Annotated in this window: 19 protein-coding genes; 9 read left to right on the forward strand and 10 right to left on the reverse strand. The window is 70.2% G+C overall.

The window, feature by feature from the left end; all coding sequences use genetic code 11:
* Window positions 1–210: 210 nt before the first annotated feature.
* The gene (locus O9Y01_RS15345) at window positions 211–1,389 is read right to left on the reverse strand and encodes a DUF2332 domain-containing protein (protein ID WP_269632482.1); all 1,179 of its coding nucleotides are present in this window, start codon (window positions 1,387–1,389) and stop codon (window positions 211–213) included.
* 168 nt (window positions 1,390–1,557) lie between these two features.
* Here O9Y01_RS15345 and O9Y01_RS15350 point away from each other — a divergent pair, with 168 nt between their 5' ends.
* The gene (locus tag O9Y01_RS15350; RefSeq protein WP_269632483.1) at window positions 1,558–2,268 is read left to right on the forward strand and encodes a Crp/Fnr family transcriptional regulator; all 711 of its coding nucleotides are present in this window, start codon (window positions 1,558–1,560) and stop codon (window positions 2,266–2,268) included.
* Here the strand turns inward: O9Y01_RS15350 and O9Y01_RS15355 are convergent.
* Window positions 2,255–4,039, reverse strand: a complete 1,785-nt coding sequence (locus O9Y01_RS15355; RefSeq protein ID WP_269632484.1) for a di-heme-cytochrome C peroxidase — start codon at window positions 4,037–4,039, stop codon at window positions 2,255–2,257. The genes O9Y01_RS15350 and O9Y01_RS15355 overlap by 14 nt on opposite strands.
* A 103-nt stretch (window positions 4,040–4,142) precedes the next feature.
* Between O9Y01_RS15355 and O9Y01_RS15360 the strand changes: the two genes are divergently transcribed.
* On the forward strand, window positions 4,143–4,589 hold the full coding sequence (locus O9Y01_RS15360) for a hypothetical protein (RefSeq protein ID WP_269632485.1): 447 nt from the start codon (window positions 4,143–4,145) through the stop codon (window positions 4,587–4,589).
* 11 nt (window positions 4,590–4,600) lie between these two features.
* Here O9Y01_RS15360 and O9Y01_RS15365 read toward each other — a convergent pair whose 3' ends face one another.
* Together O9Y01_RS15365 and O9Y01_RS15370 are read right to left on the reverse strand one after the other, a co-directional pair.
* Complete coding sequence (locus O9Y01_RS15365; RefSeq protein WP_269632486.1) at window positions 4,601–5,092, reverse strand: glutathione peroxidase; 492 nt, start codon at window positions 5,090–5,092, stop codon at window positions 4,601–4,603.
* Window positions 5,093–5,117: 25 nt separating this feature from the next.
* Complete coding sequence (locus O9Y01_RS15370) at window positions 5,118–5,978, reverse strand: DMT family transporter (RefSeq protein ID WP_269632487.1); 861 nt, start codon at window positions 5,976–5,978, stop codon at window positions 5,118–5,120.
* A 317-nt stretch (window positions 5,979–6,295) separates the two neighbouring features.
* Here O9Y01_RS15370 and O9Y01_RS15375 point away from each other — a divergent pair, with 317 nt between their 5' ends.
* A complete protein-coding gene (locus O9Y01_RS15375; RefSeq protein WP_269632488.1) occupies window positions 6,296–7,192 on the forward strand; it encodes a hypothetical protein in 897 nt (298 codons plus the stop codon).
* Between the two features lie 72 nt (window positions 7,193–7,264).
* Here the strand turns inward: O9Y01_RS15375 and lplT are convergent, their stop codons facing one another.
* On the reverse strand, window positions 7,265–8,542 hold the full coding sequence (lplT, locus tag O9Y01_RS15380; RefSeq protein WP_269632489.1) for a lysophospholipid transporter LplT: 1,278 nt from the start codon (window positions 8,540–8,542) through the stop codon (window positions 7,265–7,267).
* A 336-nt stretch (window positions 8,543–8,878) separates the two neighbouring features.
* Between lplT and alr the strand changes: the two genes are divergently transcribed.
* The 3 genes from alr to O9Y01_RS15395 all read left to right on the forward strand — a co-directional run bounded on the left by alr (window position 8,879) and on the right by O9Y01_RS15395 (window position 13,969).
* Window positions 8,879–9,997, forward strand: a complete 1,119-nt coding sequence (alr, locus tag O9Y01_RS15385) for an alanine racemase (protein WP_269632490.1) — start codon at window positions 8,879–8,881, stop codon at window positions 9,995–9,997.
* A gap of 326 nt (window positions 9,998–10,323) precedes the next feature.
* Entirely contained in the window at window positions 10,324–13,374 is a 3,051-nt protein-coding gene (locus O9Y01_RS15390) for a TonB-dependent receptor (protein WP_269632491.1), read from the forward strand.
* A 208-nt stretch (window positions 13,375–13,582) separates the two neighbouring features.
* Window positions 13,583–13,969, forward strand: coding sequence for a PspC domain-containing protein (locus tag O9Y01_RS15395; RefSeq protein WP_269632492.1), 387 nt, complete (start codon window positions 13,583–13,585; stop codon window positions 13,967–13,969).
* 46 nt (window positions 13,970–14,015) lie between these two features.
* Here O9Y01_RS15395 and O9Y01_RS15400 read toward each other — a convergent pair whose 3' ends face one another.
* Both O9Y01_RS15400 and O9Y01_RS15405 read right to left on the reverse strand, forming a co-directional pair.
* Window positions 14,016–14,927: a DMT family transporter gene (locus O9Y01_RS15400; protein WP_269632493.1), complete on the reverse strand. Its 912-nt coding sequence runs from the start codon at window positions 14,925–14,927 to the stop codon at window positions 14,016–14,018.
* A 102-nt stretch (window positions 14,928–15,029) separates the two neighbouring features.
* The gene (locus O9Y01_RS15405; RefSeq protein ID WP_183102612.1) at window positions 15,030–15,665 is read right to left on the reverse strand and encodes a LysE family transporter; all 636 of its coding nucleotides are present in this window, start codon (window positions 15,663–15,665) and stop codon (window positions 15,030–15,032) included.
* Between the two features lie 164 nt (window positions 15,666–15,829).
* Between O9Y01_RS15405 and radA the strand changes: the two genes are divergently transcribed.
* A complete protein-coding gene (radA, locus tag O9Y01_RS15410) occupies window positions 15,830–17,191 on the forward strand; it encodes a DNA repair protein RadA (RefSeq protein WP_269632494.1) in 1,362 nt (453 codons plus the stop codon).
* A 73-nt stretch (window positions 17,192–17,264) separates the two neighbouring features.
* A complete protein-coding gene (locus tag O9Y01_RS15415) occupies window positions 17,265–17,705 on the forward strand; it encodes a hypothetical protein (RefSeq protein ID WP_269632495.1) in 441 nt (146 codons plus the stop codon).
* A gap of 12 nt (window positions 17,706–17,717) precedes the next feature.
* On the opposite strand, the gene O9Y01_RS15420 is transcribed toward O9Y01_RS15415, so the two are convergent.
* A complete protein-coding gene (locus O9Y01_RS15420) occupies window positions 17,718–19,619 on the reverse strand; it encodes a diguanylate cyclase domain-containing protein (protein ID WP_269632496.1) in 1,902 nt (633 codons plus the stop codon).
* A gap of 210 nt (window positions 19,620–19,829) precedes the next feature.
* Between O9Y01_RS15420 and O9Y01_RS15425 the strand changes: the two genes are divergently transcribed.
* Window positions 19,830–20,234: an antibiotic biosynthesis monooxygenase family protein gene (locus O9Y01_RS15425; RefSeq protein ID WP_269632497.1), complete on the forward strand. Its 405-nt coding sequence runs from the start codon at window positions 19,830–19,832 to the stop codon at window positions 20,232–20,234.
* A gap of 98 nt (window positions 20,235–20,332) precedes the next feature.
* Here the strand turns inward: O9Y01_RS15425 and O9Y01_RS15430 are convergent, their stop codons facing one another.
* Window positions 20,333–20,950, reverse strand: a complete 618-nt coding sequence (locus O9Y01_RS15430; RefSeq protein ID WP_269632498.1) for a hypothetical protein — start codon at window positions 20,948–20,950, stop codon at window positions 20,333–20,335.
* Window positions 20,937–21,479, reverse strand: a complete 543-nt coding sequence (locus tag O9Y01_RS15435; protein WP_269632499.1) for a hypothetical protein — start codon at window positions 21,477–21,479, stop codon at window positions 20,937–20,939. The genes O9Y01_RS15430 and O9Y01_RS15435 overlap by 14 nt, the downstream gene beginning before the upstream one ends.
* Window positions 21,480–21,543: the final 64 nt, after the last annotated feature.

Here is a 21,543-nt window from a genome sequence, read left to right on the forward strand (position 1 = left end):
AGGTCACTCCGGGGTCTGAGACAGCCTGCCATTATGCGGCCGGGGGCCTGGCGCCTGGCCTCGCAGCCGGCAGCCCAGGCCCGCCAGGCCCTGGCGGGCGCCTTCGTCCCTGATGAGGGGAGGCTTGCCCCGCGCCGGCTGTGCCGCAGGGCCACTGCGCGGGAGTCTATGCCAGGGAGCCGGCCCTGTTCGCGTGCCGAAGGGCACCCGTCAGCGCGCGCCCGGAGCGCCCACCGCGGGCGCCAGCCAGTGCGCGAAGCGCCCATGCGGATGCGACCAGGCCAGGGCCTGGGGCGCCTGCCCGGCCCGGCGCCATTGCCACAGCGTGGCGCTGCCCGCGGACACGCCGTCGGGCCGGGGAGCCAGCGCGGCGTCGGCGGGCCAGTCGCTGTCAGCCAGGGACTCGGCCGAGAGCCACCACAGGCCCCGCTGCGCCATCAGCCGCTCGACGCGCTGCCCATGGCGCCGGCGGTCCGCCGCCTGGAAGTAGTAGAGCACCCAGCTGTGGAAGAGCACCGGCTGCACCTCTGGGGGCAGGCCGTCCAGCCAGGCCTCGAGCCGCGCCAGGCCGTCGTCCGCCGCCTGCACCGGCCAGGCGCGCTGCCGCGCCAGGGCCAGGGCGGACTGCAGGCGCTCGCGGCGCTCCTGGTCATGCGGCCACAGGCAGGCCAGCAGCCAGCGGGCGTCCTCCGGCTCGGCGGCATGCAGCGGGCTGAGGTCCACGCCCTGCCGAAAGGCCAGCTCGAAGCCCGCCTCCGACCGGGGCAGCGCGCCCTGCCAGCGGCAGCTGATCTGCGGAGCGTCCCGGTCCGCGAGCGCGCCGGCCTCGACCGCCTGCCCATCCTCCCCGAGGTAGCGGTAGCGGTAGGCATCCACCCCCAGGTTGAGCCCGGCGCTGCAGCCAAAGTCGAACAGGGCCAGCCGCCGCCGGCCGCCGGCCCCTGCCAGATGCTGCAGGGCGGGCCACAGCAGGGCGCAGCGGCCGATCTCGTTGGTCTGCGTGGCACGGTGGCGCAGCAGGCTGCGCAGCGCGGCTTCATGGTCGGCGACAAAGCCGGCGAGGACGGCGGCCAGGGCCTCGTCAGGCAGGCGCCGGCCGCCCACGGAGGGGAAGTAGGCGGCCAGGGCCGACTGCGGCGCCGCCATCACCCGTGCATGCAGCGCCGCCAGATAGAGGTTGGGCTGGGCCTGCTCGGGCGGCGCCTCGTCCATCAGGGCCAGCAGGGCCGGCCGCGCCGCCAGCAGCCGGCACAGCGCCTGGTAGAGCGGATCTTCGGGGCAGTCCTCATCGGCAAAGCGCCGGAACCGGGCGGACAAGTCCGGCCGGGGCGGCCGGGGCGGCCGGGGCGGCTCGGTGGCGAAGGACGATGAAGCAGGCAGAGCGGTCATGGGAGAAGCTTAGGCGCAGGGCCGGCAGGCAATGGTCGGATACCCGACAATTTCCACATGTCCGCCCCTCGCGCCCCTCGCGCCCCTGCCCCCCGCACCTCCGCCAGGGCCCCATCCGGCCCATCCCGGGCGCGAGCTCCCCGCGTCGGCGCGGCCGCCCCCGGCCGTGTGGACCTGCGGACCGGCTTCGCCACCGTCCTCGAGAGCCTGGCGCCGGGCCTGCCCCTGGACGACACCCGCTGGCAAGCCCTGGCACCGCTGCTGCGCCTGCAGCACCTGGCGACGGGCGAGGCGGTGCTGCTGCAGGGCCAGCAGCCCCAGGCCTTCTACGCGGTGGTGCAGGGGGAGATCGAGGCCCGATTCAGCGGCCTGGACGGCCAGGTCTCGGTGCTGGAGACCATGCGGCCGCCGCGGCTCTTCGGCCTGGCCGGCTTCGTGTGCCGTCAGCCCTCACGCTACGAGGCCGTGGCGCTGCGCCCCAGCGTGCTGATCGCCATCGGCCCGGCGGCCTATGCCCGGCTGATGGACGAGCTGCCCGGCTTTGCGCGCGCCCTGATGCAGGAATTCGCCGGCCGCTTCGCTGGCACCCTGGGGCTGCTGGCGGCCTCGCGCCATGCCACGGCGGCGGAGCGCCTGCTGCTGGGTCTGCAGCAGCTGGACCAGGAACGCGGCGAGCCGCTGCCGGGCGAGCCCGGCTGGCGGCGCCTGCGGGTCAGCCAGGCGGAGCTGGCAGCGCTGGCCAACGTCTCCCGGCAAACGGTCAATGAATGGCTGGGCCAGCAGGCCCGCGAAGGCCGGCTGCGCCAGGCCTACCGCTGCATCCTGTGGCGGCCGCCCGCCCCCGGCGCCGGGGCGGCGGCACCGTTCACAGGGTCTTGAGGTACTCGAGCAGGGCGCGCTTGTCCGCCTCGGGCAGGGTCGTGCCGGCCAGGTGGCCGCGATTGCTGTTGCCGGGCAGGCTGGTGTCCAGGAGCGAGGGGCCCTGCTCACTGACCTGGCCAACGCGCACCGGATCGAACTCGCGGCTGCCGACAAAGAAGCGCGCCGGCCGCTGCGCCACCGGCTGCAGCAGGGCCCAGAGATTGGGCACCGAGCCGTTGTGCAGATAGGGCGCCGTGGCCCAGATGCCGTTGAGCGGCCGCGCCTTGTAGGTCGCCAGGCTGGGCGGCGGATCTTCGTGAGGTGCGGGTGTGGCCAGCACCTTGTTGAGCAGCTCCTCGGAGGGCTTCTCGTGCGTCCAGCCGGCCGGTGCCTTGAACTGGCCGGCGCCGCGCAGCTCGTCGGCCAGCTGGGCCTCGTACTGGATGATCAGCGCCCGCAGCGTCGCCATCCGGGCCTCCTTGGTGCTCAACATCACACCCAGCGCGCCCTGGACCACGATGGTGGCCCCGCCGTCCTTGTCACCGAAGCGCTTCGGGAGGCTGGTGATGATGGGCGTGCCCTGCAGCCGCCCGGTCAGGGCCTGGCGCATGGCGACTGCGGTGGCCATGGCCGGGTCGGTGCCGACGTCATGCATCTGCGCGGTGATCCGGCGGTAGGGATTGGTGCGCTCGATGGGCAGGTGGCACTGCGCGCACTGCTGGCCATATATCGCCTCGCCCTTGCGGGCGAGCTCGCGATCCAGCGGGCCCAGCACCTTCTCGTCCCATTGCGGCGACCACAGGCTGCGCAGCCAGCCCTCCAGGTGACCCAGCGCCACGATGTCCACAGTGCTGGGGTAGCTGCAGCCCTGGGGCTTGCAGTCCTCGATGTGCAGGCCGCCGAAGACGCCCAGCACCTCGCCCACATTGCGGGTCACCTCGCCCAGGCCCAGCGGACCGTTGGGCGCGGAGCCGTTCCATTGCACCTTGTCGTGCTGGGGGGTGTCCCACAGGAAGGGGTAGGACACCGGGGCGTTGGGCGGCCGGGCGTTGCTCGGCTGATCCAGGGCCGTCACCAGCACCTCGTTGAAGATGTTGCCGAAGGCGTCCAGGCGGGCGTGGCCGGGGTCGTAGGTCGGCCTGTTCAGGGCCAGGCGGGCGGCGGAGTCACGCGTCTGGCGGGCGAGATCATCGCGCAGGGCCTGCTGCTGGGCGGGGCTGGTCTGGCCCAGGGCGGTGGCAAAGCGCTGGAACTTGGCCTCGTCCGCCTGCGTGGCCTGCAGGGCCGCCACCAGCTCGGCGTAGAAGCGGTCGAAGCTCGACAGGGCCGGTGCGCCGTCGATGCGCAGGCCGCGGCCCTTGTAGTTGATCTGGCCGGTGTGGCAGGCGGCGCAGCTCATGCCCATCCAGTCCTGGCCCTTGCTGCTGGCCTTGGTGAAGCCCACGGGCAGGCCGTCCGGGTTCCAGGCGCCCGGGCCCGGCGCGGCGGGCAGGTAGCCCAGCTGCTCGATGTGGGCGTCGCTGCGGAACCGCTCGGTGCTGTGGGCCTGCTCCAGCACCAGGAACCAGCGGTAGGGCACGATCTGGGAGCCCTGGGAGGTGAACCAGTAGGACATGCGCGTGAACTGGTCCCAGCCCTGGTCGAGGGTGACCACGGACATCGGGCCGACGGGGTCCGGCAGCGGCGTGTTGTCGGGCGTGGGCTTGATGGGCTGCCACAGCGCGCAGGCGGCCAGGGTCAGCGCCGCGACGGCCGCGGCCACGGGGGTTCTTGCTCTCGTCCTCGTCATGACTTGCTCCCATTTACAAAGTCATAACAACTGTAGGAGAGGGAGACAGGGGCAACGGGATCACTTCGGTTGATGTGCTAGGGATGGCGTCGACAATGAAGCCATGCATTCCCCGCCTGACTCCGTGCCCCCCCAGGTGCCCGTCCAGGCCCTCGCCGACTGGCCCTCGCCCCTGACCCTGGTCCTGCAGGACTCGGAGCTGCTGCGGCTGGGGCGGGAGGGCGACGACGGCCTCATCGAGCTCTCCAGCGCCCTCGTGCACTGGCACAGCCCCAGCCAGCGCGAGCCGGTGCAGGGCTGGGTCTGGCCCCTGCGGCTGCAGTGGTCCGGCCTGGAGGTCTGGACGCTGCGGGACTTCACGCCGGGGCGCATCGCCCAGGCCCGGCTGAGCCGGGACGGGCAAGACCTGACCCCGCAGCTGCCAGCGCTCTACGCAGGCCGGCTGGCGCTGCAGCTGGAGTTCGCGCGCGGCGGCAGCCTGCGCCTGCAGGCGCGCACCCTGCGCGTCGGCCTGGAGGGCGCGCAGCTGCGCGAATCACTGGCGTGCTGAGGATGGCGGGGTCAGCCGCCGAGTGCGGCCTCGATGTCGGCGCGCAGTGATTCCGGTGTGTCGTTGGGGGCGTAGCGGCGCAGCACGCGCCCGTCACGGCCGATCAGGAACTTGGTGAAGTTCCACTTGATCGCCTGCGTGCCCAGCAGGCCCGGCTTTTCCTTCTTGAGCCACTGCCAGAGCGGATCGGCCTTCTCGCCGTTGACTTCCACCTTGGCCATCATGGGGAAGGTGACGCCGTAGTTGATTTCGCAGAAGGACGAGATTTCGTCGTTCGTGCCGGGGTCCTGCCCGCCGAACTCGTTGCTGGGGAAGCCGATGACGACCAGGCCACGGGTGCGGTAGTCGTGCCAGAGCTGCTCCAGCCCCTTGAACTGCGGCGTGAAGCCGCATTCGCTGGCCGTGTTGACGACAAGCAGCACCTTGCCGTGCTCGGCGGCCAGCGAGAAGGGCTGGCCGTCGATGGAGGTGGCGTTGAAGTCGTAGATCGTCTGTTGTGCCATGGCGCGCTCCTTGGGAAGCCGGATATTAGCCCTGCCGCTTCTCCAGCGCAGCCAGCAGGGCCGCTCCGACGATGCACAGGCCGCCGACGGCCGTGCGCAGGCCCAGGGTCCCGCCGCCCCAGGCCAGGGACGAGAGGGCCGCGAAGGGCACCTCGCAAAGCATCACGATGGCCGTCACGTTGGCCGGCAGCCGCGCTGCCCCATATTGCAGCGACAGATTGGAGAGGAAGAACAGCACGGCCATGCCCGCCAGCGGCAGCACCCACCACGGCGAGGCCAGGGCCGGCCAGGGCGCCAGGCCCTGCGACGCCATCAGCGTGGCCGCCAGGGCCGAGACGCCCACGCCGCCGCTGAACATGGCCAGGGCGCGGGCCTCGGGGCTGCGGCCGGCCTCGCGGCGCAGCATGACGTTGTTCAGCGCAAAGGACATGCCGCCCAGCACGCCGAGCCAGTCCGAGAGGCTGGCCGGCAGGGGCAGCCCGCCGCCGGCCGGCGCCAGCACCGCCGCCGCGCCCCCCAGGGCCAGGGCCATGCGCAGCAGGGCCAGCCGGGTCAGGTGCTCGCCCAGGATCAGCCGCGCCAGCAGCACCGCCCACAGCGGCATCAGGTAGAACAGCAGCACCACCCGCACCACGTCGCCGGTGGCCACGCCCCAGTTGAAGAAGGTGTTGGTGACGCCGGCGGCCAGCATGATGGGCCACAGCGAGGGCGTGGCCAGCAACTCCCGCCAGGCCTCGCGGCGCAGCAGCAGGATCACCAGCCAGGACAGAAAGAAGAAGGAGACCGTGGCCCACAGCGGGTGGAGCCCGGCGGACTGGAACTGGCGAAAGGGCCACCAGGACAGGCCCCAGACCAGGGCGTTGAAGATCAGACCGAGGAATGCCATGCAGCGAGGCGTGCAAGAGCCCGGCGAATGCGAGGGCCGGGTGAAACGATGGGGTCAGGTCATGCCTCGGGGGCAGCAGGGCCGTGCGGACCATGTCACTGCTTACAGGGCATGGGTTGGCTCGCTGCAACAACCCCTTGAAATCCATTGGGAAGCCGACACACTGCCGACCCACAATGCCCAGGGTTTATAGCATGGTGTCCGGAAGGAGAACCGTACTCCAATCGGGACGCCGTGCGGCCAGCCTCCGGGAGGCCGGCCCCCCTCCGATGAGCCTCATGAACTAGGGAGAGCCCGACTTGGACCACTTGGCCTGCTTGACCCCGGCTGATCTGCAAGCGAAACCGGCACCCGACCTCAGCGCCTTCCGCTGGCGCCTGCTGGCCCAGGGCGATTCCTGGTTCAGCTTCACCGCCGCGCAGATGAATGCGCACGCCAATCTGCTGGAGGAGCTGGTCTTCCGGGACAAGGCCCTCGCCGTCAACTGCGCCGGCCAGAGCAATGCCCTGAGCCACATGGTGGACCTGGAATCCGCGCCCGAGTTCGTGCGCCTGCTAAGTGCCGACGACGCCCCGGTCTGGGACGGCATCCTGCTGTCGGTCGGTGGCAATGACCTGGTGAAGGCCGCCCAGACCCCGGCCCACCTGCCCGGCGGCGAGCCCGTGGCCCTGCATCTGCGCCTGCTGCGCCGCCAGACCGAATGGGGCCCGCCCTCGGCCGGCGTCGCCCGCTATTTCTCCGAACCCGGCTGGGCCACCTATGCCGACTACCTCAGCGCCAACCTGCGCCATCTGCTGAGCCTGCGCGACCAGGGCCGCTCGGCGGGCAAGCCGGTCTTCATGCACAGCTATGCCGTGCCCATGCCCCGCCCTGCCGGCGCCGAGGACGCCTCGGGCCCCTGGCTCTACCCCGCACTGAAGGCCTATGCCATCCCGGCGGCTGACTGGGCCGCGGTGAGCCGGCTGATGGTCTACCACCTCGCCCAGCTGCTCAAGCGCCTGGCCGCCGACCAGCAGCTCTACCCCGGCCTGCATGTCTTCGACTCCACCGCCGTGCCCCTGGCCCTGGCCGCGCCCGGCTCCAGCGGCAACAGCGGGGACTGGTTCAACGAGATCCACCTGAACCACAGTGGCTGCTTCAAGATCGCCCGCGCCTGGAGCGAGCACATCGAAGGCGTGCTCAACGGCAACACGGGCGGAAAGAAGAAGGCCTGAGCGCTTCGGACCGACCATGAAGAAGGGGCGCTCGCAGCGCCCCTTTTCCTTTTGCTGGTCCGCCGACCGGACTCAGTGCTTGTCGCTGCGCGCGATGGCCAGCAGGCGCTGCACTTCCTCGGCGTGCTGGACGCAGTTGCTGCGGTGCCAGCGCTGGATCAGCCACATGGTGCCGGCCACGACCAGGCCGAAGATGGTGATGGCGCCGAAGGCCGACATGCCGACGCGGGTCATGCCCGTGTACAGCGCGCCCAGGCCCAGGATGCAGGCCTGCTCGTTGAAGTTCTGCACCGCGATGGAGCGGCCGGCGCCCATGAGGTTGTGGCCCCGGTGCTGCAGCAGCGCGTTCATGGGGACGACGAGGTAACCACCGATGCCGCCGAGCAGGATCAGGAAAGGCGCAGCGATCCACACGTTGTGGATGAAGTTCATGAGGATGACCAGCAAGCCCATGACGATGCCCAGAGGCACCACGGCCGTTGCCTTGTCCAGGCGCATGACCATGGACGCCACCACAGCACCCGCAGCGGTGCCGATGGCAACGACCCCGACCAGGCTGGAGGCCTGCGTCGTGCCATAGCCCAGCGCGGCAAGAGCCCAGGCCAGCACGATGTAGCGCAAATTGCCGGAGACGCCCCAGAACAGGGTCGTGGTGGCGAGGGAGATCTGGCCCAGCTTGTCTTGCCAGAGACGCGAATTGCAGTTGGCGAAATCGCGCACCAGGTAGAGCAGGTCCCGGCCCATGGGCTGCAGGGCGCTGTCGGTGCGCGGGATGCGCAGGTTGAAGGCCGCGGCCAGCAGATAAAGGCTCACCAGAGCGGCGATGGCCGCCTCGGCAGGGGTATCGATACCGGTATCGACCAGAGGCAAGTCCAGCGCCAGCAGCCGCGGCGCGATGTGCTGCCCGACCAGCTGGCCGCCCAGCAGCACGCCAAGGATGATCGAGGTAATGGTCAGGCCCTCGATCCAACCATTGGCCTTGACCAGTTGCGACGGCGGCAACAGCTCGGTCAGGATGCCGTACTTGGCCGGCGAGTAGGCCGCTGCACCGAGGCCAACGACCGCATAGGCCAGCAGCGGGTGCAGTCCCGTCAGCATGAGCAGGCAGCCCACGACCTTGATGCTGTTCGAGACGAACATCACCCGGCCCTTGGGCACCGCATCGGCGAAGGCCCCGACAAAGGGGGCCAGCACCACGTAGAACAGCGCAAACATGGGCACAAGGGCCGCGCGCTGCCATTCCGGAGACCCGCCACTGCGCAGCAACTCCACGGCAGCGACAAACAGCGCGTTATCAGCCAGCGAGCTGAAGAACTGCGCCGCCATGATGGTGTAGAAGCCTTTTTTCATGGACCCGAGCTTGTGAATGCCTGTCTTATCGAAGCAAAGGAAAGAGAAGCCGTGCCCCCGTAAACGCCTCACAAAACTTCACAAGCGGGCCATGCTGCGGCGGGTTTATAGCACGCACACCTGTGCATGCCATGACGTCAGGGGCCGGCGTCCGGGCAGGCCACTGCAATCCTTCGCAGCCGGGGCGCACGGCCGACAGGCGGCAAGCCCGGCCGGCAGCAGACCCGTACAGGGCGCCGCCCGTGACCCAATCCAGGGCAGGCCAGCGCCCCGCCTCGTGCGGGCAAGTCCTTGCCCTAGGGCAAACCCTCGGGCTTTGCTGCCACAATGGCAGCCATGCCGCGTCCCATCCAAGCCCTGATCCACCCCGCCCATCTGGCCCACAACCTGGCCCGCGCCCGCGCCTGCGCCCCGGATGCCCAAGTCTGGGCGGTGGTCAAGGCCAATGCCTACGGGCATGGCGTGGCCAACGTCTTCGAGGCCTTCCGTGCCGCTGATGGCTTCGCGCTGCTGGACCTGGACGAGGCCCAGCTGCTGCGCGAGCTGGGCTGGCGCGGCCCCATCCTGCTGCTGGAAGGCTGCTTCGAGGCGCGCGACCTCGAACTGTGCTCGCGCCTGAAGCTCTGGCATGCCGTGCACTGCGAGCAGCAGATCGACTGGCTGGCCATGCACAAGACGCACGAGCCCCACCGCGTCTTCCTCAAGATGAACAGCGGCATGAACCGCCTGGGTTTCACCCCCCAGGCCTTCCGCGCCGCCTGGACCCGGCTCAACGCCCTGCCCCAGGTCGACGAGATCTCCCTGATGACGCACTTCTCCGACGCCGACGCCCGGCGCTTCGGCGAGGACGGCATCGCCCACCAGATGGCCGCCTGGACCGAAGCCACCCATGACCTGCCAGGTGAGCGCTCGCTTTCAAACAGCGCCGCCACCTTGCGCTACAACCAGCGTCCGGAAGTCCGGGCCGACTGGGTGCGCGCCGGCATCATGAGCTATGGCGGCGTGCCGGACTACCCCGAGCACGACATGGCGCACTGGGACCTCAAGCCCGGCATGAGCCTGCGCGCCAAGGTCATCGCCGTGCAGCAGCTGCAGCCGGGTGACTCCGTGGGCTACGGCAGCACCTTCGTGGCGGAGCGCCCCATGCGCATCGGCACCGTGGCCTGCGGCTATGCCGACGGCTACCCCCGCCATGCCGGCAGCGGCACGCCGGTGCTGGTGGACGGCCAGCGCAGCCAGACCGTGGGCCGCGTCTCCATGGACATGCTGGCCGTGGACCTCAGCGAGCTGCCCCAGGCCGGCTTCGGTTCCGAGGTGACCCTGTGGGGCCAGAGCAGCAAGGGCGCCGTGCTCTCCATCGACGAAGTCGCCCGTGCCGCCGGCACCATCGGCTACGAGCTGATGTGCGCGGTCACCCGGCGCGTGCCGGTGCAGGTGGAATCGCTGCAGGCCTGAGCACCCGGTCCGATCGCCCTTTGGCAGGATGCTGACTGTTGCCTGACGGCGACGATTGCCCGGCTGCAGCTTGTAAAAGAAGGTGAAGTGGCCCGGCTCTTGCAAGAGTCTGGACGCGCGCAAGTCCTTGTTTCTTCCGAATTCCGGGCATTTCTCACGGTGTGGCGCCGCTGCGCGCCTAGGCCTTACCCCAAGGCCGACGGCGCCAGAAAGGCTTGCAATGCACGGGCTCGCCACAAAGGCCGCGCCCGCTACCGTTGAGCGCTAACCGGGGCGGGCCAACGTGGCTCAACCAACACGAGGGATTCCCGCCCATGAAGCTTTCCATGCTCCGCCAGTCGTCGCTGGCCGCCGCCATCAGCCTGATGCTGGCCAGTTCCGCCGTCTACGCGCAATCCAACACCGTCGGCACCATCTACGGCCAGGCCGCCAACGCCAAGGGCAGCACCCTGGTGGTGGAGAACGCCGCCACCGGTGCCAAGCGCACCATCACCCTGGATGAAAGCGGCCGCTTCAACGTGACCGCCCTGCCCGCCGGCACCTACAAGGTCACCCTGATGAAGGACGGCGCCGTGGTCTCGACCCGCGACGGCGTGGAAGTCCGCATCGGCCAGGGTTCCGAGCTGCTGTTCGGCTCGACCCAGACCCTCAGCACCGTCGAGGTGACGGGCAAGGTCGCCCGCCTGGACATGGCCAACTCCAACAATGGCGCCACCTTCAGCGCCGCGCAGCTGGACCGCCTGCCCGTGGCCAAGTCCATCGACGGCATCATCCAGCTGGCCCCCAACACCACCAAGGCCGACAGCCGCTATGCCGGCGGCGCCAGCTTCGGCGGCGGTGCGGCCTCCGAGAACGCGTACTACATCAACGGCTTCCCGGTCACCAACCCGCTGACCCAGCTGGGCTCCTCCGAGCTGCCCTTCGGCGCCATCGCCAACGCGCAGATCCTGACCGGCGGCTTCGGCGCCGAGTTCGGCCGTTCCACCGGCGGCGTGGTCAACATCACCACCAAGAGCGGCGGCAACACCTGGGAAGGTGGCGTGAGCATGAGCTTCACGCCCAACAGCCTGCGTGGCACGCGCAAGGACATCTTCTATCCCAACACGGGGAAGAATCCCGGCACGGACGGCAAGATCCACACCTCGCGTCGCCACGACACCGAGAGCGAGACCTCCATCGGCGCCTACATCGGCGGCCCGCTGATCAAGGACAAGCTGTTCATGTTTGCAGCGGTGGAGCGCCTGACGCACAACGAACGCTTTGTGACGTTGGCCTTCAACCCGGAGTCGCCTTCGTCGGCCTCCGGCGGTACCGAGGCGCACAACGTCAACAACCGCTACATGACCAAATTCGACTGGAATGTGACGGACGATCATCACCTGGAGCTCACGCTGCTGGGCGACAGCTATCGCCGCGAAGAGCGCCTGAGCGCCTTTGACTACACCACCGACTCGCGCGGTGTAGCGGCCTCCGGTGTCTCAGTCTTCAACGATGTCGCCGGCAAGAACGACGGCGTCGGCGCCAAATCCCAGATCCTGAAGTACACGGGTAGCCTGACGCAAGACCTGACCCTGACCGTGCTACATGGGCAGAGCAGCTCGCCGCATACCCAGTCCCTGGCCGACTATGACGTCAGCATGCCTGGCGTGATCGCCAGTGCCGAGAATCGCGCGCCTGGCGTGGTCTACAACACTGACGGCCAGCCCTTCGCGGGCGAGCGGCTGCTGGCCGCAGGTGCCAAGGACAAGGTCAAGTCCACCCGCCTGGACATCGAATGGCAGCACGGCAAGCACACGGTGCGCGCCGGCATCGACAACAACACCCTGCGCTCCATCAACGCCGGTGAGAGCACCGCGGGTGGCATCACCTACACCTACTTCAAGTCGGCCGCCTCGCCGGACGGCACGGTGCCGGTCACCAACCTGCGCAGCGTGGGCTCCATCATCCCGGCCGCCGGCGGCCAGCTGGGCACGCAGGGCTACTACGTGCGCGCCACGCAGTTCGACGACATCACCAACGCCGAGTCCACCCAGGCCGCGCAGTACATCGAGGACAAGTACCAGGTCACCAAGGACCTGCTGGTGACCGCCGGCCTGCGCAACGAGACCTACGAGAACAAGAACGGCGACGGCCAGACCTTCCTGAAGAACAAGAACCTGAACCCGCGCCTGGCCTTCTCGCTGGATCCGCTGAGCGACAAGACCACGCACGTGTTCGGCAGCGTGGGCCGCTACGCCATCCAGATCCCGACGCACATCGCCGTGCGCGGTGCCAGCCGCTCCACCTACATCGACACCTACTCCACCTACTCCGGCGTCGATGCCAAGGGCGCGCCCATCAACCCGGTGCTGCTGGCCACCGGCTCGCCGGACAACGAGTTCGGCCAGGCCAAGCTCTACCAGACCGTCGCGGCCCAGGACCTGAAGGCCGCCGCACAGGACGAGATCACCCTGGGCATCGAGCGCACGCTGACCGAGCGCCTGAACGTCGGGGCGAAGCTGACCTATCGCAAGATGATCTCGACCATCGACGATTACTGCGACCAGACGCCCTTCAACAAGTACGCCGAGGACCACGGCATCGACGCCAGCCACTGGGGCGGCTTCACCTGCGCGTCCATCAACCCGGGCCGCAGCAACACCTTCCTGGTGAACTACTCGGGCGACGGCAAGACCTTCGTGCCGGTGACCCTCTCGGCCGCCGACATGGGCTTCGCCGACAACCCCGGCCAGCGCAAGGCGCCCAGCCGCAGCTACCTCGCCCTGGACTTCTTCGCCGAGCATCCCTTCCGTGACGGCTGGTACGGCAAGATCAACTACACCCTGTCCTACAACAAGGGCAATACCGAAGGCCAGACCCTGTCCGACGTGGGCCAGACCGATGTGTCCGCCACCCAGACCTGGGACCACTCCGGCATCATGGAGCACGCCTACGGCTACCTGCCCAACGACCGTCGCCACCAGATCAAGGCCTTCGGCTTCGTGGAGCTGAATGACCAGTGGCAGGTGGGCGGCAACGTGCTGCTGGCGGCCGGTCGTCCGACCAACTGCCTGGGCGCCTATGCCGGCAGCAACCCGACGGGTGACCAGGGCTACGGCTCGTCCTACCACTACTGCGACGGCAAGCCCTCGCCGCGCGGCACCTTCGGCCGCCTGTCCTGGGACACCCGCTTCGACATGAACGTGGTCTACCGCCCGGCGACCGTCAAGGGCCTGACCCTGCGCATGGACGTGTTCAACCTCCTGAACCGCCAGGTCGCCCAGAACGTGGACGAGACCTACCTGGATGGCGATGCCGTGTCGCCCACCTTTGGCCGCACGCTGAGCTACACCGCCCCCCGTTCGGTGAAGTTCACGCTGTCCTACGACTTCAAGTAAGTCCGGCGCGGGGCCTGCGCCCCGCCCCATGCGACCCCGCGCAGCCCCGCTGCCCGGGGTCTTTTTTTGCCCCGGTCCTGGCCCCTGTCGGCTGCCCCTGCAGTCCAGGGCCGGCGGGCTGCAGACCATCCAAGAACGCTTGGCCTGGCTCGCGGAGGGTTTAGGCTAGCGCCTGAGAACACCGGGTTCTCGATCACAAGGAGCACACATGAGCAGCATGAGCAGTGAGCTGGAACGCCTGGCGGAGCTGCATCGCCAGGGTCATTTGAGCGACGAGGAATTCGCCCGCGCCAAGGCCCGCATCCTGCAGGGCGAGGACGCCACCTCACACGGTGGCGCGCCCGGTAGCGCCTATGGCGGCGCACAAGGCGGAGCGCCTGGCACCGGCGCCCCCCCCTTTGCCGCCCCGGCCTCCGGCCAGGTCCTGCGGCGCAGCCTCAACGACCGCTGGCTGGGCGGCGTCTGCGGGGGCCTGGGCCGCATGACGAATGTGGAGTCCTGGATCTGGCGCCTGCTCTTCGTGCTGACCAGCCTGTGCGTCGGCGGCGGCCTGGTGGTCTACCTGCTGCTGTGGATCTTCGTGCCGGAGGAATGAGGCGCCAGGAGCGCGGGCGAGGCCAGGCGGCCTCCCCTGCGCTCCCTCACTGCGGCCGCGTGGCCACGTAGATGCTGCCCAGGCACAGGCCCATGCCGGCCAGGGACAGGGCCGTGGGCACCCAGCCCTCCAGCAGGGCGGAGATGGCCAGGGCGATCACCGGGATGACCACGCCCGTCAGCGCCGCCCGCGCGGCCCCCTGCCGCTGCGCCAGCTTGAAATACATCACGAAGGCCGCCACCGAGCCGGCCACGGCCAGGTACAGCAGGCTCAGCAGGTAGCTGGGCTGCCAGCTGAAATGCCAGCCGCTGCCATTGATCAGGGAAAGACTGGCCAGGAAGGCTGCGCCATAGCCCATGCTCCACGCCAGCACCGGCACCAGGGCGAGGCCGCGCCGCGTGAGGGTGAGCGTCAGCACATTGCCCACGCAGGCGCACAGTACGGCCAGCAGGCCCAGGCCCAGGCCCAGGGCGGCGGTGGGCCGGGCGCCCGTCGCCGCGATCTCGGGCCAGAAGATCATCACCACGCCGGCCACGCCGCCGCTGGCCGCCAGCAGGAAGCGGCGGCTGACGGTCTGCGCGAAGAAGAGGCGCCCGGAGAAGGCATTGCCGAAGACCATCAGGCAGAAGAGCACGGCCACCAGGCCACTGGGAATGTGGCGCTCGGCCTCGTAGACGGATACATAGTTGCCGCTGTACTGCACGATGCCCGTGGCCAGCATCAGGCCGTGAGCCCCCAGGGGCAGGCGCAGGCTCTCGCCACGCCAGCGGGCCAGGCCGGCCAGCATCAGCGCGGCCAGCGCGAAGCGCCAGGCCACGGAGTTGAGCACCGGCACGCCACTGTCCAGCTGGTAGAGGATCACATGCCAGGTGCTGGCCCAGATCAGCGTGGGGCCCCAGAAGAGCCAGCGGGAGGACAGGCCCGGGGAGGCCGGGGCCAGGGCGGCGGTGGTGCTCATCGAGGTTCCAGGAAAAAAAAGAACGCGCCGGGCATGGCGCGTCTTCCGGATTTCACGCCGGGTGCGCCCGCAGGGGCGACCCGCTTCTTGCGTCGCCCGGGCTCAGGCGGCGCGCTTGAAGGTGGCCAGCAGGGTGCCGGCCGCAATGAAGAGGCTGCCGAAGACACGGTTCAGCGTCTTGATGTGCTCGGCGCTGCGCAGGGCGGACAGCACCTTGGCCGCCAGGGCCGTGTAGCCCGCCATCACCACCAGGTCGGTGAAGCACAGGGTGGCACCGATCACGGTGTACTGGGAGCTCAGGCTCTGGTGCATGTCCAGGAACTGCGGCACCACGGCCAGCAGGAAGACCGTGCCCTTGGGGTTGACCGCATTGATGGCCCATCCGCGCAGCACCAGCTGGCGCAGGCTCACGGCGCGGGCCTCGGAGGGCTCGGTGGCCGCCACCAGGGGCTTGGCCGGCGCGCGCCACTGCTGGACACCCAGGTAGACCAGGTAGGCCACGCCCAGCCACTTGACGAGGGCAAAGCCGAAGGACGAGGCCGCGATCAGCGCGCCCAGGCCTGCGCCCACCAGCACGATCTGGGTCAGGATGCCCAGCACCAGGCCGAAAGTGGTGAAGTAGCCGCGGCGGAAGCCATGATTGAGGCCGGAGCTCATGGCGGCGATGGCGCCGGCGCCCGGCGAAAGGCTGATGGCCCAGGAAGCGGCGAAGAAGGCCAGCCAGGTCGAGAATTCCATGTCAAAAGCTCCGGCTTGAGCCGCGCCCTTGAAACAGCGGTGGGCAGCGGCGAACCGTGGTTGTAGCACTTTGTCCGGGTTTTTGCTGAGGGCGAGGGACGCACGGCGGCAAGAAGCCCGCAAAGCGCCGGGAAGCGGGCCCCAGCCACGCCACAATCCCGGCCATGGCCAAGGAAAAAACCGTCTACAGCTGCAGCGAATGCGGCGGCAGCAGCCCCAAGTGGCTGGGCAAGTGCCCGCACTGCGGCGCCTGGAACACCCTGATCGAGACCGTCGCGGAGCCCACGGGCGGCAAGAACCGCTTCCAGGCCCTGGCGCGCAGCCAGCCTGTGGCCACGCTGTCCGAGATCGAGGCCAGCGACTACGAACGCACCCCCACCGGCCAGGAGGAACTGGACCGGGTGCTGGGCGGCGGCATCGTGGCCGGCGGCGTGGTGCTGATCGGCGGGGACCCCGGCATCGGCAAGTCCACCCTGCTGCTGCAGGCGGTGGATGCCCTGAGCCAGCAATGCAAGGTGCTCTACGTGACCGGCGAGGAATCCGGCGCCCAGGTCGCGATGCGGGCAAGGCGCCTGGGCCTCTCGGGCGCCCAGGTGCGGGTGCTGGCCGAGATCAACCTGGAGAAGATCCTGGCCACCCTCGAGACCGAGGCGCCGGCCTTCTGCGTGATCGACTCCATCCAGACGCTCTACTCCGACCAGCTCTCCTCCGCCCCCGGCTCGGTGGCCCAGGTGCGCGAGTGCGCCGCGCAGCTGACCCGCACCGCCAAGGCCGGAGGCTGTGCCATGGTGCTGGTGGGCCACGTCACCAAGGAAGGCGCGCTGGCCGGCCCGCGGGTGCTGGAGCACATCGTGGACACGGTGCTCTATTTCGAGGGCGACACCCACAGCAGCTTCCGCCTGGTGCGGGCCATCAAGAACCGCTTCGGCGCGGTCAACGAGATCGGCGTCTTCGCGATGACCGACAAGGGCCTCAAGGGCGTGGCCAATCCCAGCGCCATCTTCCTCTCCACCCATGGCGAGCCGGTGCCGGGCTCCTGCGTGCTGGTCACGCTGGAGGGCACGCGGCCGCTGCTGGTGGAGCTGCAGGCCCTGGTCGACAGCGGCGGCCCCAGCCCGCGCCGGCTCTCGGTGGGCCTGGACCGCGACCGCCTGGCCATGCTGCTGGCCGTGCTGCACCGGCATGCCGGCGTCTCCACGGGCGACCAGGACGTCTTCGTGAACGCGGTGGGCGGCGTGCGCATCAGCGAACCCGCGGCTGACCTGGCCGTGCTGCTGGCCATCCAGAGCAGCCTGCGCGGCCGGGCGCTGCCGCGCGGCTTCATCGCCTTTGGCGAGGTGGGGCTGGCCGGCGAGGTGCGTCCGGCGCCGCGCGGGCAGGAGCGTCTCAAGGAGGCGGCCAAGCTGGGCTTCAGCGTCGCCGTGGTACCCAAGGCCAATGCGCCCAAGAAGGACATCGAGGGCCTGACGGTGCACGCGGTGGACCGCATCGAGGACGCCATCGCCGTGCTGCGCGGCCTGGATTGAAACCCGCTGGTCCTCCAGCCCAAGTCTGCTTACGATGCACCGCACGGCCAAGCCGGCCAGCAAGGAGCCCCTCATGACCGACTCTGCCTCCGAGCAGCGCCAGCACACGCGCTTCGACCTGCCCGCCGCCCAGCAGGACGTCGCCACGCTGCCGGGCTGGATCTTCAAGCCCGTGCAATTCACCCGCGGCCCGGCCGGCCTGGTGCTCAACATCAGCAATGGCGGCCTGCAGGTGCTCACCAGTGCCACCGAGATGCTGGACCACGGCCCCTACGAGGTCGTGCTGCTGCTGGGCCAGCCCGATGCCAATGCGGGCGAGGACGAGCAGGTGTCCTGGTTCAACGGCGTGCTGGAGCGCGCCTGGACCCGGCCCCTGCCTGGCATGGGCCATCTGCACGGCATGCGCTTCCTCTCGGCCAACTCCACCGCCGAGAAATTCCTGGCCGGGCACCGCGAGGATCTGGCCGCCGGGCACTGGGTGCGCTGCGTGCTGCTGCAGGCCAAGGCGGGCTAGGCACAAGGCGGCTCAGCCGCCGGTGGTGCCCAGCAGCAGGCGGCCCGCGCGCTTGCTGGCATACATGGCGTCGTCAGCGGCCTTCTTGAGGCTGTGCTCGTCCTCGCCATCCTCGGGGTACATGGCCAGGCCCACGGAGCAGGTCAGCTCCAGGCTCAGATCGCCCAGCTGCAGGGGCTGGGCAACGAGGTTGTAGATCTTCTCGGCCACATGCCGGGCACTCTCGCGGCTGACCGGGCCGCACAGCAGCACCAGGAACTCGTCTCCGCCGATGCGCCCGACCACATCGGTCTCGCGCACCGCAGCCTTCAGGCGGCGGGCCATGGCCTGCAGCAGCTCGTCGCCCACCGCATGGCCGTGGATGTCATTGACGGGCTTGAAACGGTCCAGGTCGACCAGGATCAGGCCCAGGCTCTCGCGGTAGCGCCGGGCATGGGCCAGGGCCTGCTGCAGGCGCTCGGAGAAATGCGCGCGGTTGGCCAGCTCGGTCAGGGGATCGTGCCGCGCCAGGAAATGGATCTGGGCCTCGGACTGGCGGCGGGCATCGATGTCGGACAGGGTGCCGATCATCCGCAGGGGATCGCCGCCCTCGTCGCGCTCGACGATGCGGCCGCGCGCCAGCAGCCAGCGCCAGCCACCGCCCTCGGCCCGCACGCGGTACTCGACCTCAAAGGTGCCGGGGCCGCCCTGGATGCAGTCGCGCAGGCGCTGCCGCAGCTGGACGTGGTCGTCCGGATGGACCAGGGGCAGCATCTGCACCAGACGGGGTTCGCCGGCGGCCAGGGACCAGCCCATCAGCGCCTTCCAGCGTGCGGTCGTGACCAGGGCGTCGGCCCGCATGTCCCAGTCCCAGACACCATCGCCCGCCCCCTCCAGGGCAAAGGCCCAGCGCTGCTCGCTCTCGCGCAGGGCCCGCGTCATGCGCTGCGCCAGGGCCTGGGCACGCTCGCGGGAGCCCGCCAGGGCCCAGGCCAGGAGGGCCAGCAGCAGGCTGCCCAGGCCGCCCAGCAGGCCCAGGATGAGGGGCTCGCCCAGGCGGGTCAGGGGTGCGTAGTCGGGCTGGACCAGCAGCTGCAGGGTCCAGGCCTGGCCGCCGCGATGCAGGCGCTCCTCGCGATGGCGCTGGCCCCTGGCCGGCACCATTGCCGCCGGATAGAGCTGCGGCGGGTCCTGGAGGCCCTCACCGTCGAAGAGCCGCAGGCTCAGGCCGCGCGGCATCTGGGCCTGCAGGGGATCCATCAGGGCGGCCAGCGCCACCGGCGCCAGCACCCAGGATTCGAGGCGACGACCGCCATCCGGGAACGGGCGGAACAAGGGCTGGGCCAGCACGAAGCCCAGGCTGCGCCCGAGGCGCCAGCTGCGCAGGTCCAGGGCGGGGCTCAGCGCGACCTGGCCGCTCTCCCAGGCTCGCTGCAGGGTCGGCCGCAGCAGGGTCTCGCGCCAGAGGTCGGGCGGCTGCCCCAGCTGGCCGGGCCCCGGCAGCAGCGGTCCCAGCAGGGCGCGCGGGCTGGCCTTGTCGTCCACCGCGCGGCCCGGCATCCAGCGCACCAGGGCCAGACCCTCCAGGCCCGCGTGCTCCGCCCCCAGGGGCATGGCCTCCATGAATCGCCCCAGCCGTGCTTCATCCAGGCTCCGCCCGTTGAGGACCGGCTCCTGCGTCTGGGCCAGGGCATGGACGGCGGACAGGACCTGCTGCAGGGCATCGAGGCGGTGGGACAGGCGCTGGCCGGCGGCGTGCAGGGCGGCGTCGAGGTCGCGCTGCAAGGCCTGCTCCGCTTCCTGGCGCTCGTGGGACCACAGGCCCAGGCTCAGCATCAGGCCCAGCAGCAGGATGGCCCAGGGCAGGCCCTGCGCCAGGTGCGGCCCCCGGCGCCAGCGCGCACGCCAGCGCAGCAGACGCCGCCGCAGGCTCATGCGGCACCCCGCCGGCGCCGCGACTGCGCGTCCTGATCCCGCCCGCACTGCTCAGCCATGCCTCACCTCCGACGTCGTGCCGCGGGCCGGCGCCCGGGCTCTCGGAATCACGCCCTGACCACCACGCCCCGAGCCTGAAGCCCTGACAGCCGCGTGGAGCAGGCACGGTCGCACAGAATACGCCTGTCTCCGACACAACCCAAGCTGACGATGATCAAGCCCGCGCAGCCCGATGCCCGCCCCTCCGAGCCCCCGCCCGCAGGCTTTGCCGGACGGTTTCCAACGCCTTACGTCGCGGTGATCTTCACCAGCCAGCGCAGCGCGCCGGACGCAGCCTATGACGCCATGGCCACGGCCATGGTGGAACTCGCCGCCCGCCAGCCGGGCTATCTGGGCGCCGAGAGCGCGCGAGGCGCCGACGGTCTGGGCATCACCGTCTCGTACTGGACGGACGAAGCCGCCATCGCCGCCTGGCGTGCCGAGCTCCGCCACCAGGCCGCCCGCGACACCGGACGCCTGCGCTGGTACCGTCATTACGAGCTGCGTGTGGCCCGCGTGGAGCGCGCCTACGGCTGGGATGCCGACGAAGGGCCGGCAGACCCGCTGCTGGGCTGAGCAGGCCGCGAAGCGCCGAAAGGCGGCTCGGGCCCGGCGCGGCGCCCTGGGGTCAGGTCGTGCCCCCCCGGAGCAGGCCCGTCGGCTCGGGCGCTTGCTCAGTCCTGGCAGCTGAGCGGACCCGCCTCGATGGCGTAGTCCAGCGGCAGGTACCAGCGGGTGCGGGCCAGGCTGTGCAGGTCCAGGGTGTCGATGCGCAGGCCTTCGGTGGCCAGGCAGTAGCGCAGGCGCAGCACCGGGCCGTCGGCGGGCCAGAGCATCACCAGCTGCTGCGGCCCGAGGGCCTGCACGCGCACCGGAGCGTCGGTCCACAGGCCGATGAAGGGGGTCTTCAGCGCGGCGACATCCAGCTGGGCCAGAGGCTGAACCGCCTGGCCCGGCACGGTCAGCTCGGCGGGTTCCTCATCCCCGGACGCCAGCAGCGGCACCGAAAGCTCGCCCTGCGCTTGCGACGGCCTTGCGGCCCGGGCCTGCCAGCAGCAGGCGGCCTGCGGGCCGTCCAGCTGCGGCAGCAGGCGCAGGGCGTGGCCGCGCTGGGGCGCCGTGCCGGGCTGCGCCGACTGCGAATAGCGCAGCCATCCGCCGCCCACGCGCCCGTCCAGCAGGCCCCATTCGGCACTCCAGGCCGGCAGGGCCAGCCCCAGGGAAAGGCCCAGTGCCAGGGCCCCGCGGGCGATGGCGTGGGCCGCCTTGCGGCCGTGATCAATGACCATCATCGGACCAGTGCGGCGGGTCGGAGGCCAGCTTGTGCACGCCGTAGCCGGCCCCCAGGGCGTGGAGCTGGGCGGCCGTGGTGAGCGTCTGCGCCTGGCCGCTGGCATTGTTGACGCTCTTGTTCAGGTACTGGGTGATGTTCATGTCGATGGCGCGCCCCTCCGTGTGGCGGGAGCTCAGCGCAGGCCGGTAGACGATGCCATAGCCTGTCACCATCTGGGCCGCTGCCTGCCGCGCCTGCTGCAGCTGCGTCTGGCCCTGGGAATTGCGGTGGGTCCAGTCGATGTCCACGCCGTCCATGGCCGGCACGGTGGCCGGGTCGAGCTGCTCCTGGGCGATGCGCCAGGCATAGTGCATCAGATAAGCCCGCTCGGGCGGCCGCAGCGTGGCCGCGATGCTCACCTGGGCGCCGGCATCCCGAAGTGCGGCGATGAAACGGCTGACCGCTGCGCTGAAATCGGCGCTCAGGTCACCCACGCTGGTGCTGGTCGGGAACTGCTGCACCCATGTCGGGCCACTGACCGTGCTCATGACTCTCCTCCCCGTCTTGTGAGAATCCCTGTCCGCCACACCGTGGTGGCCTTCAAGGCCTGCC

This window comes from Pelomonas sp. BJYL3 (assembly GCF_027257975.1).
In the GTDB taxonomy this organism is placed as follows: Bacteria; Pseudomonadota; Gammaproteobacteria; order Burkholderiales; family Burkholderiaceae_C; genus Roseateles_B; species Roseateles_B flavus.

Bases quoted from the DNA above. Each gene is read 5' to 3' on its own strand.
- O9Y01_RS15345 (WP_269632482.1), bottom strand. From the start codon at position 1,389: ATGACCGCTCTGCCTGCTTCATCGTCCTTCGCCACCGAGCCGCCCCGG.
- O9Y01_RS15430 (WP_269632498.1), bottom strand. From the start codon at position 20,950: ATGATGGTCATTGATCACGGCCGCAAGGCGGCCCACGCCATCGCCCGC.
- O9Y01_RS15395 (WP_269632492.1), top strand. From the start codon at position 13,583: ATGAGCAGCATGAGCAGTGAGCTGGAACGCCTGGCGGAGCTGCATCGC.
- O9Y01_RS15390 (WP_269632491.1), top strand. From the start codon at position 10,324: ATGCTCCGCCAGTCGTCGCTGGCCGCCGCCATCAGCCTGATGCTGGCC.
- O9Y01_RS15425 (WP_269632497.1), top strand. From the start codon at position 19,830: ATGATCAAGCCCGCGCAGCCCGATGCCCGCCCCTCCGAGCCCCCGCCC.
- O9Y01_RS15405 (WP_183102612.1), bottom strand. From the start codon at position 15,665: ATGGAATTCTCGACCTGGCTGGCCTTCTTCGCCGCTTCCTGGGCCATC.
- alr (WP_269632490.1), top strand. From the start codon at position 8,879: ATGCCGCGTCCCATCCAAGCCCTGATCCACCCCGCCCATCTGGCCCAC.
- O9Y01_RS15360 (WP_269632485.1), top strand. From the start codon at position 4,143: ATGCATTCCCCGCCTGACTCCGTGCCCCCCCAGGTGCCCGTCCAGGCC.
- lplT (WP_269632489.1), bottom strand. From the start codon at position 8,542: ATGAAAAAAGGCTTCTACACCATCATGGCGGCGCAGTTCTTCAGCTCG.
- O9Y01_RS15400 (WP_269632493.1), bottom strand. From the start codon at position 14,927: ATGAGCACCACCGCCGCCCTGGCCCCGGCCTCCCCGGGCCTGTCCTCC.
- O9Y01_RS15435 (WP_269632499.1), bottom strand. From the start codon at position 21,479: ATGAGCACGGTCAGTGGCCCGACATGGGTGCAGCAGTTCCCGACCAGC.
- O9Y01_RS15415 (WP_269632495.1), top strand. From the start codon at position 17,265: ATGACCGACTCTGCCTCCGAGCAGCGCCAGCACACGCGCTTCGACCTG.
- O9Y01_RS15420 (WP_269632496.1), bottom strand. From the start codon at position 19,619: ATGAGCCTGCGGCGGCGTCTGCTGCGCTGGCGTGCGCGCTGGCGCCGG.
- O9Y01_RS15365 (WP_269632486.1), bottom strand. From the start codon at position 5,092: ATGGCACAACAGACGATCTACGACTTCAACGCCACCTCCATCGACGGC.
- O9Y01_RS15370 (WP_269632487.1), bottom strand. From the start codon at position 5,978: ATGGCATTCCTCGGTCTGATCTTCAACGCCCTGGTCTGGGGCCTGTCC.
- radA (WP_269632494.1), top strand. From the start codon at position 15,830: ATGGCCAAGGAAAAAACCGTCTACAGCTGCAGCGAATGCGGCGGCAGC.
- O9Y01_RS15355 (WP_269632484.1), bottom strand. From the start codon at position 4,039: ATGACGAGGACGAGAGCAAGAACCCCCGTGGCCGCGGCCGTCGCGGCG.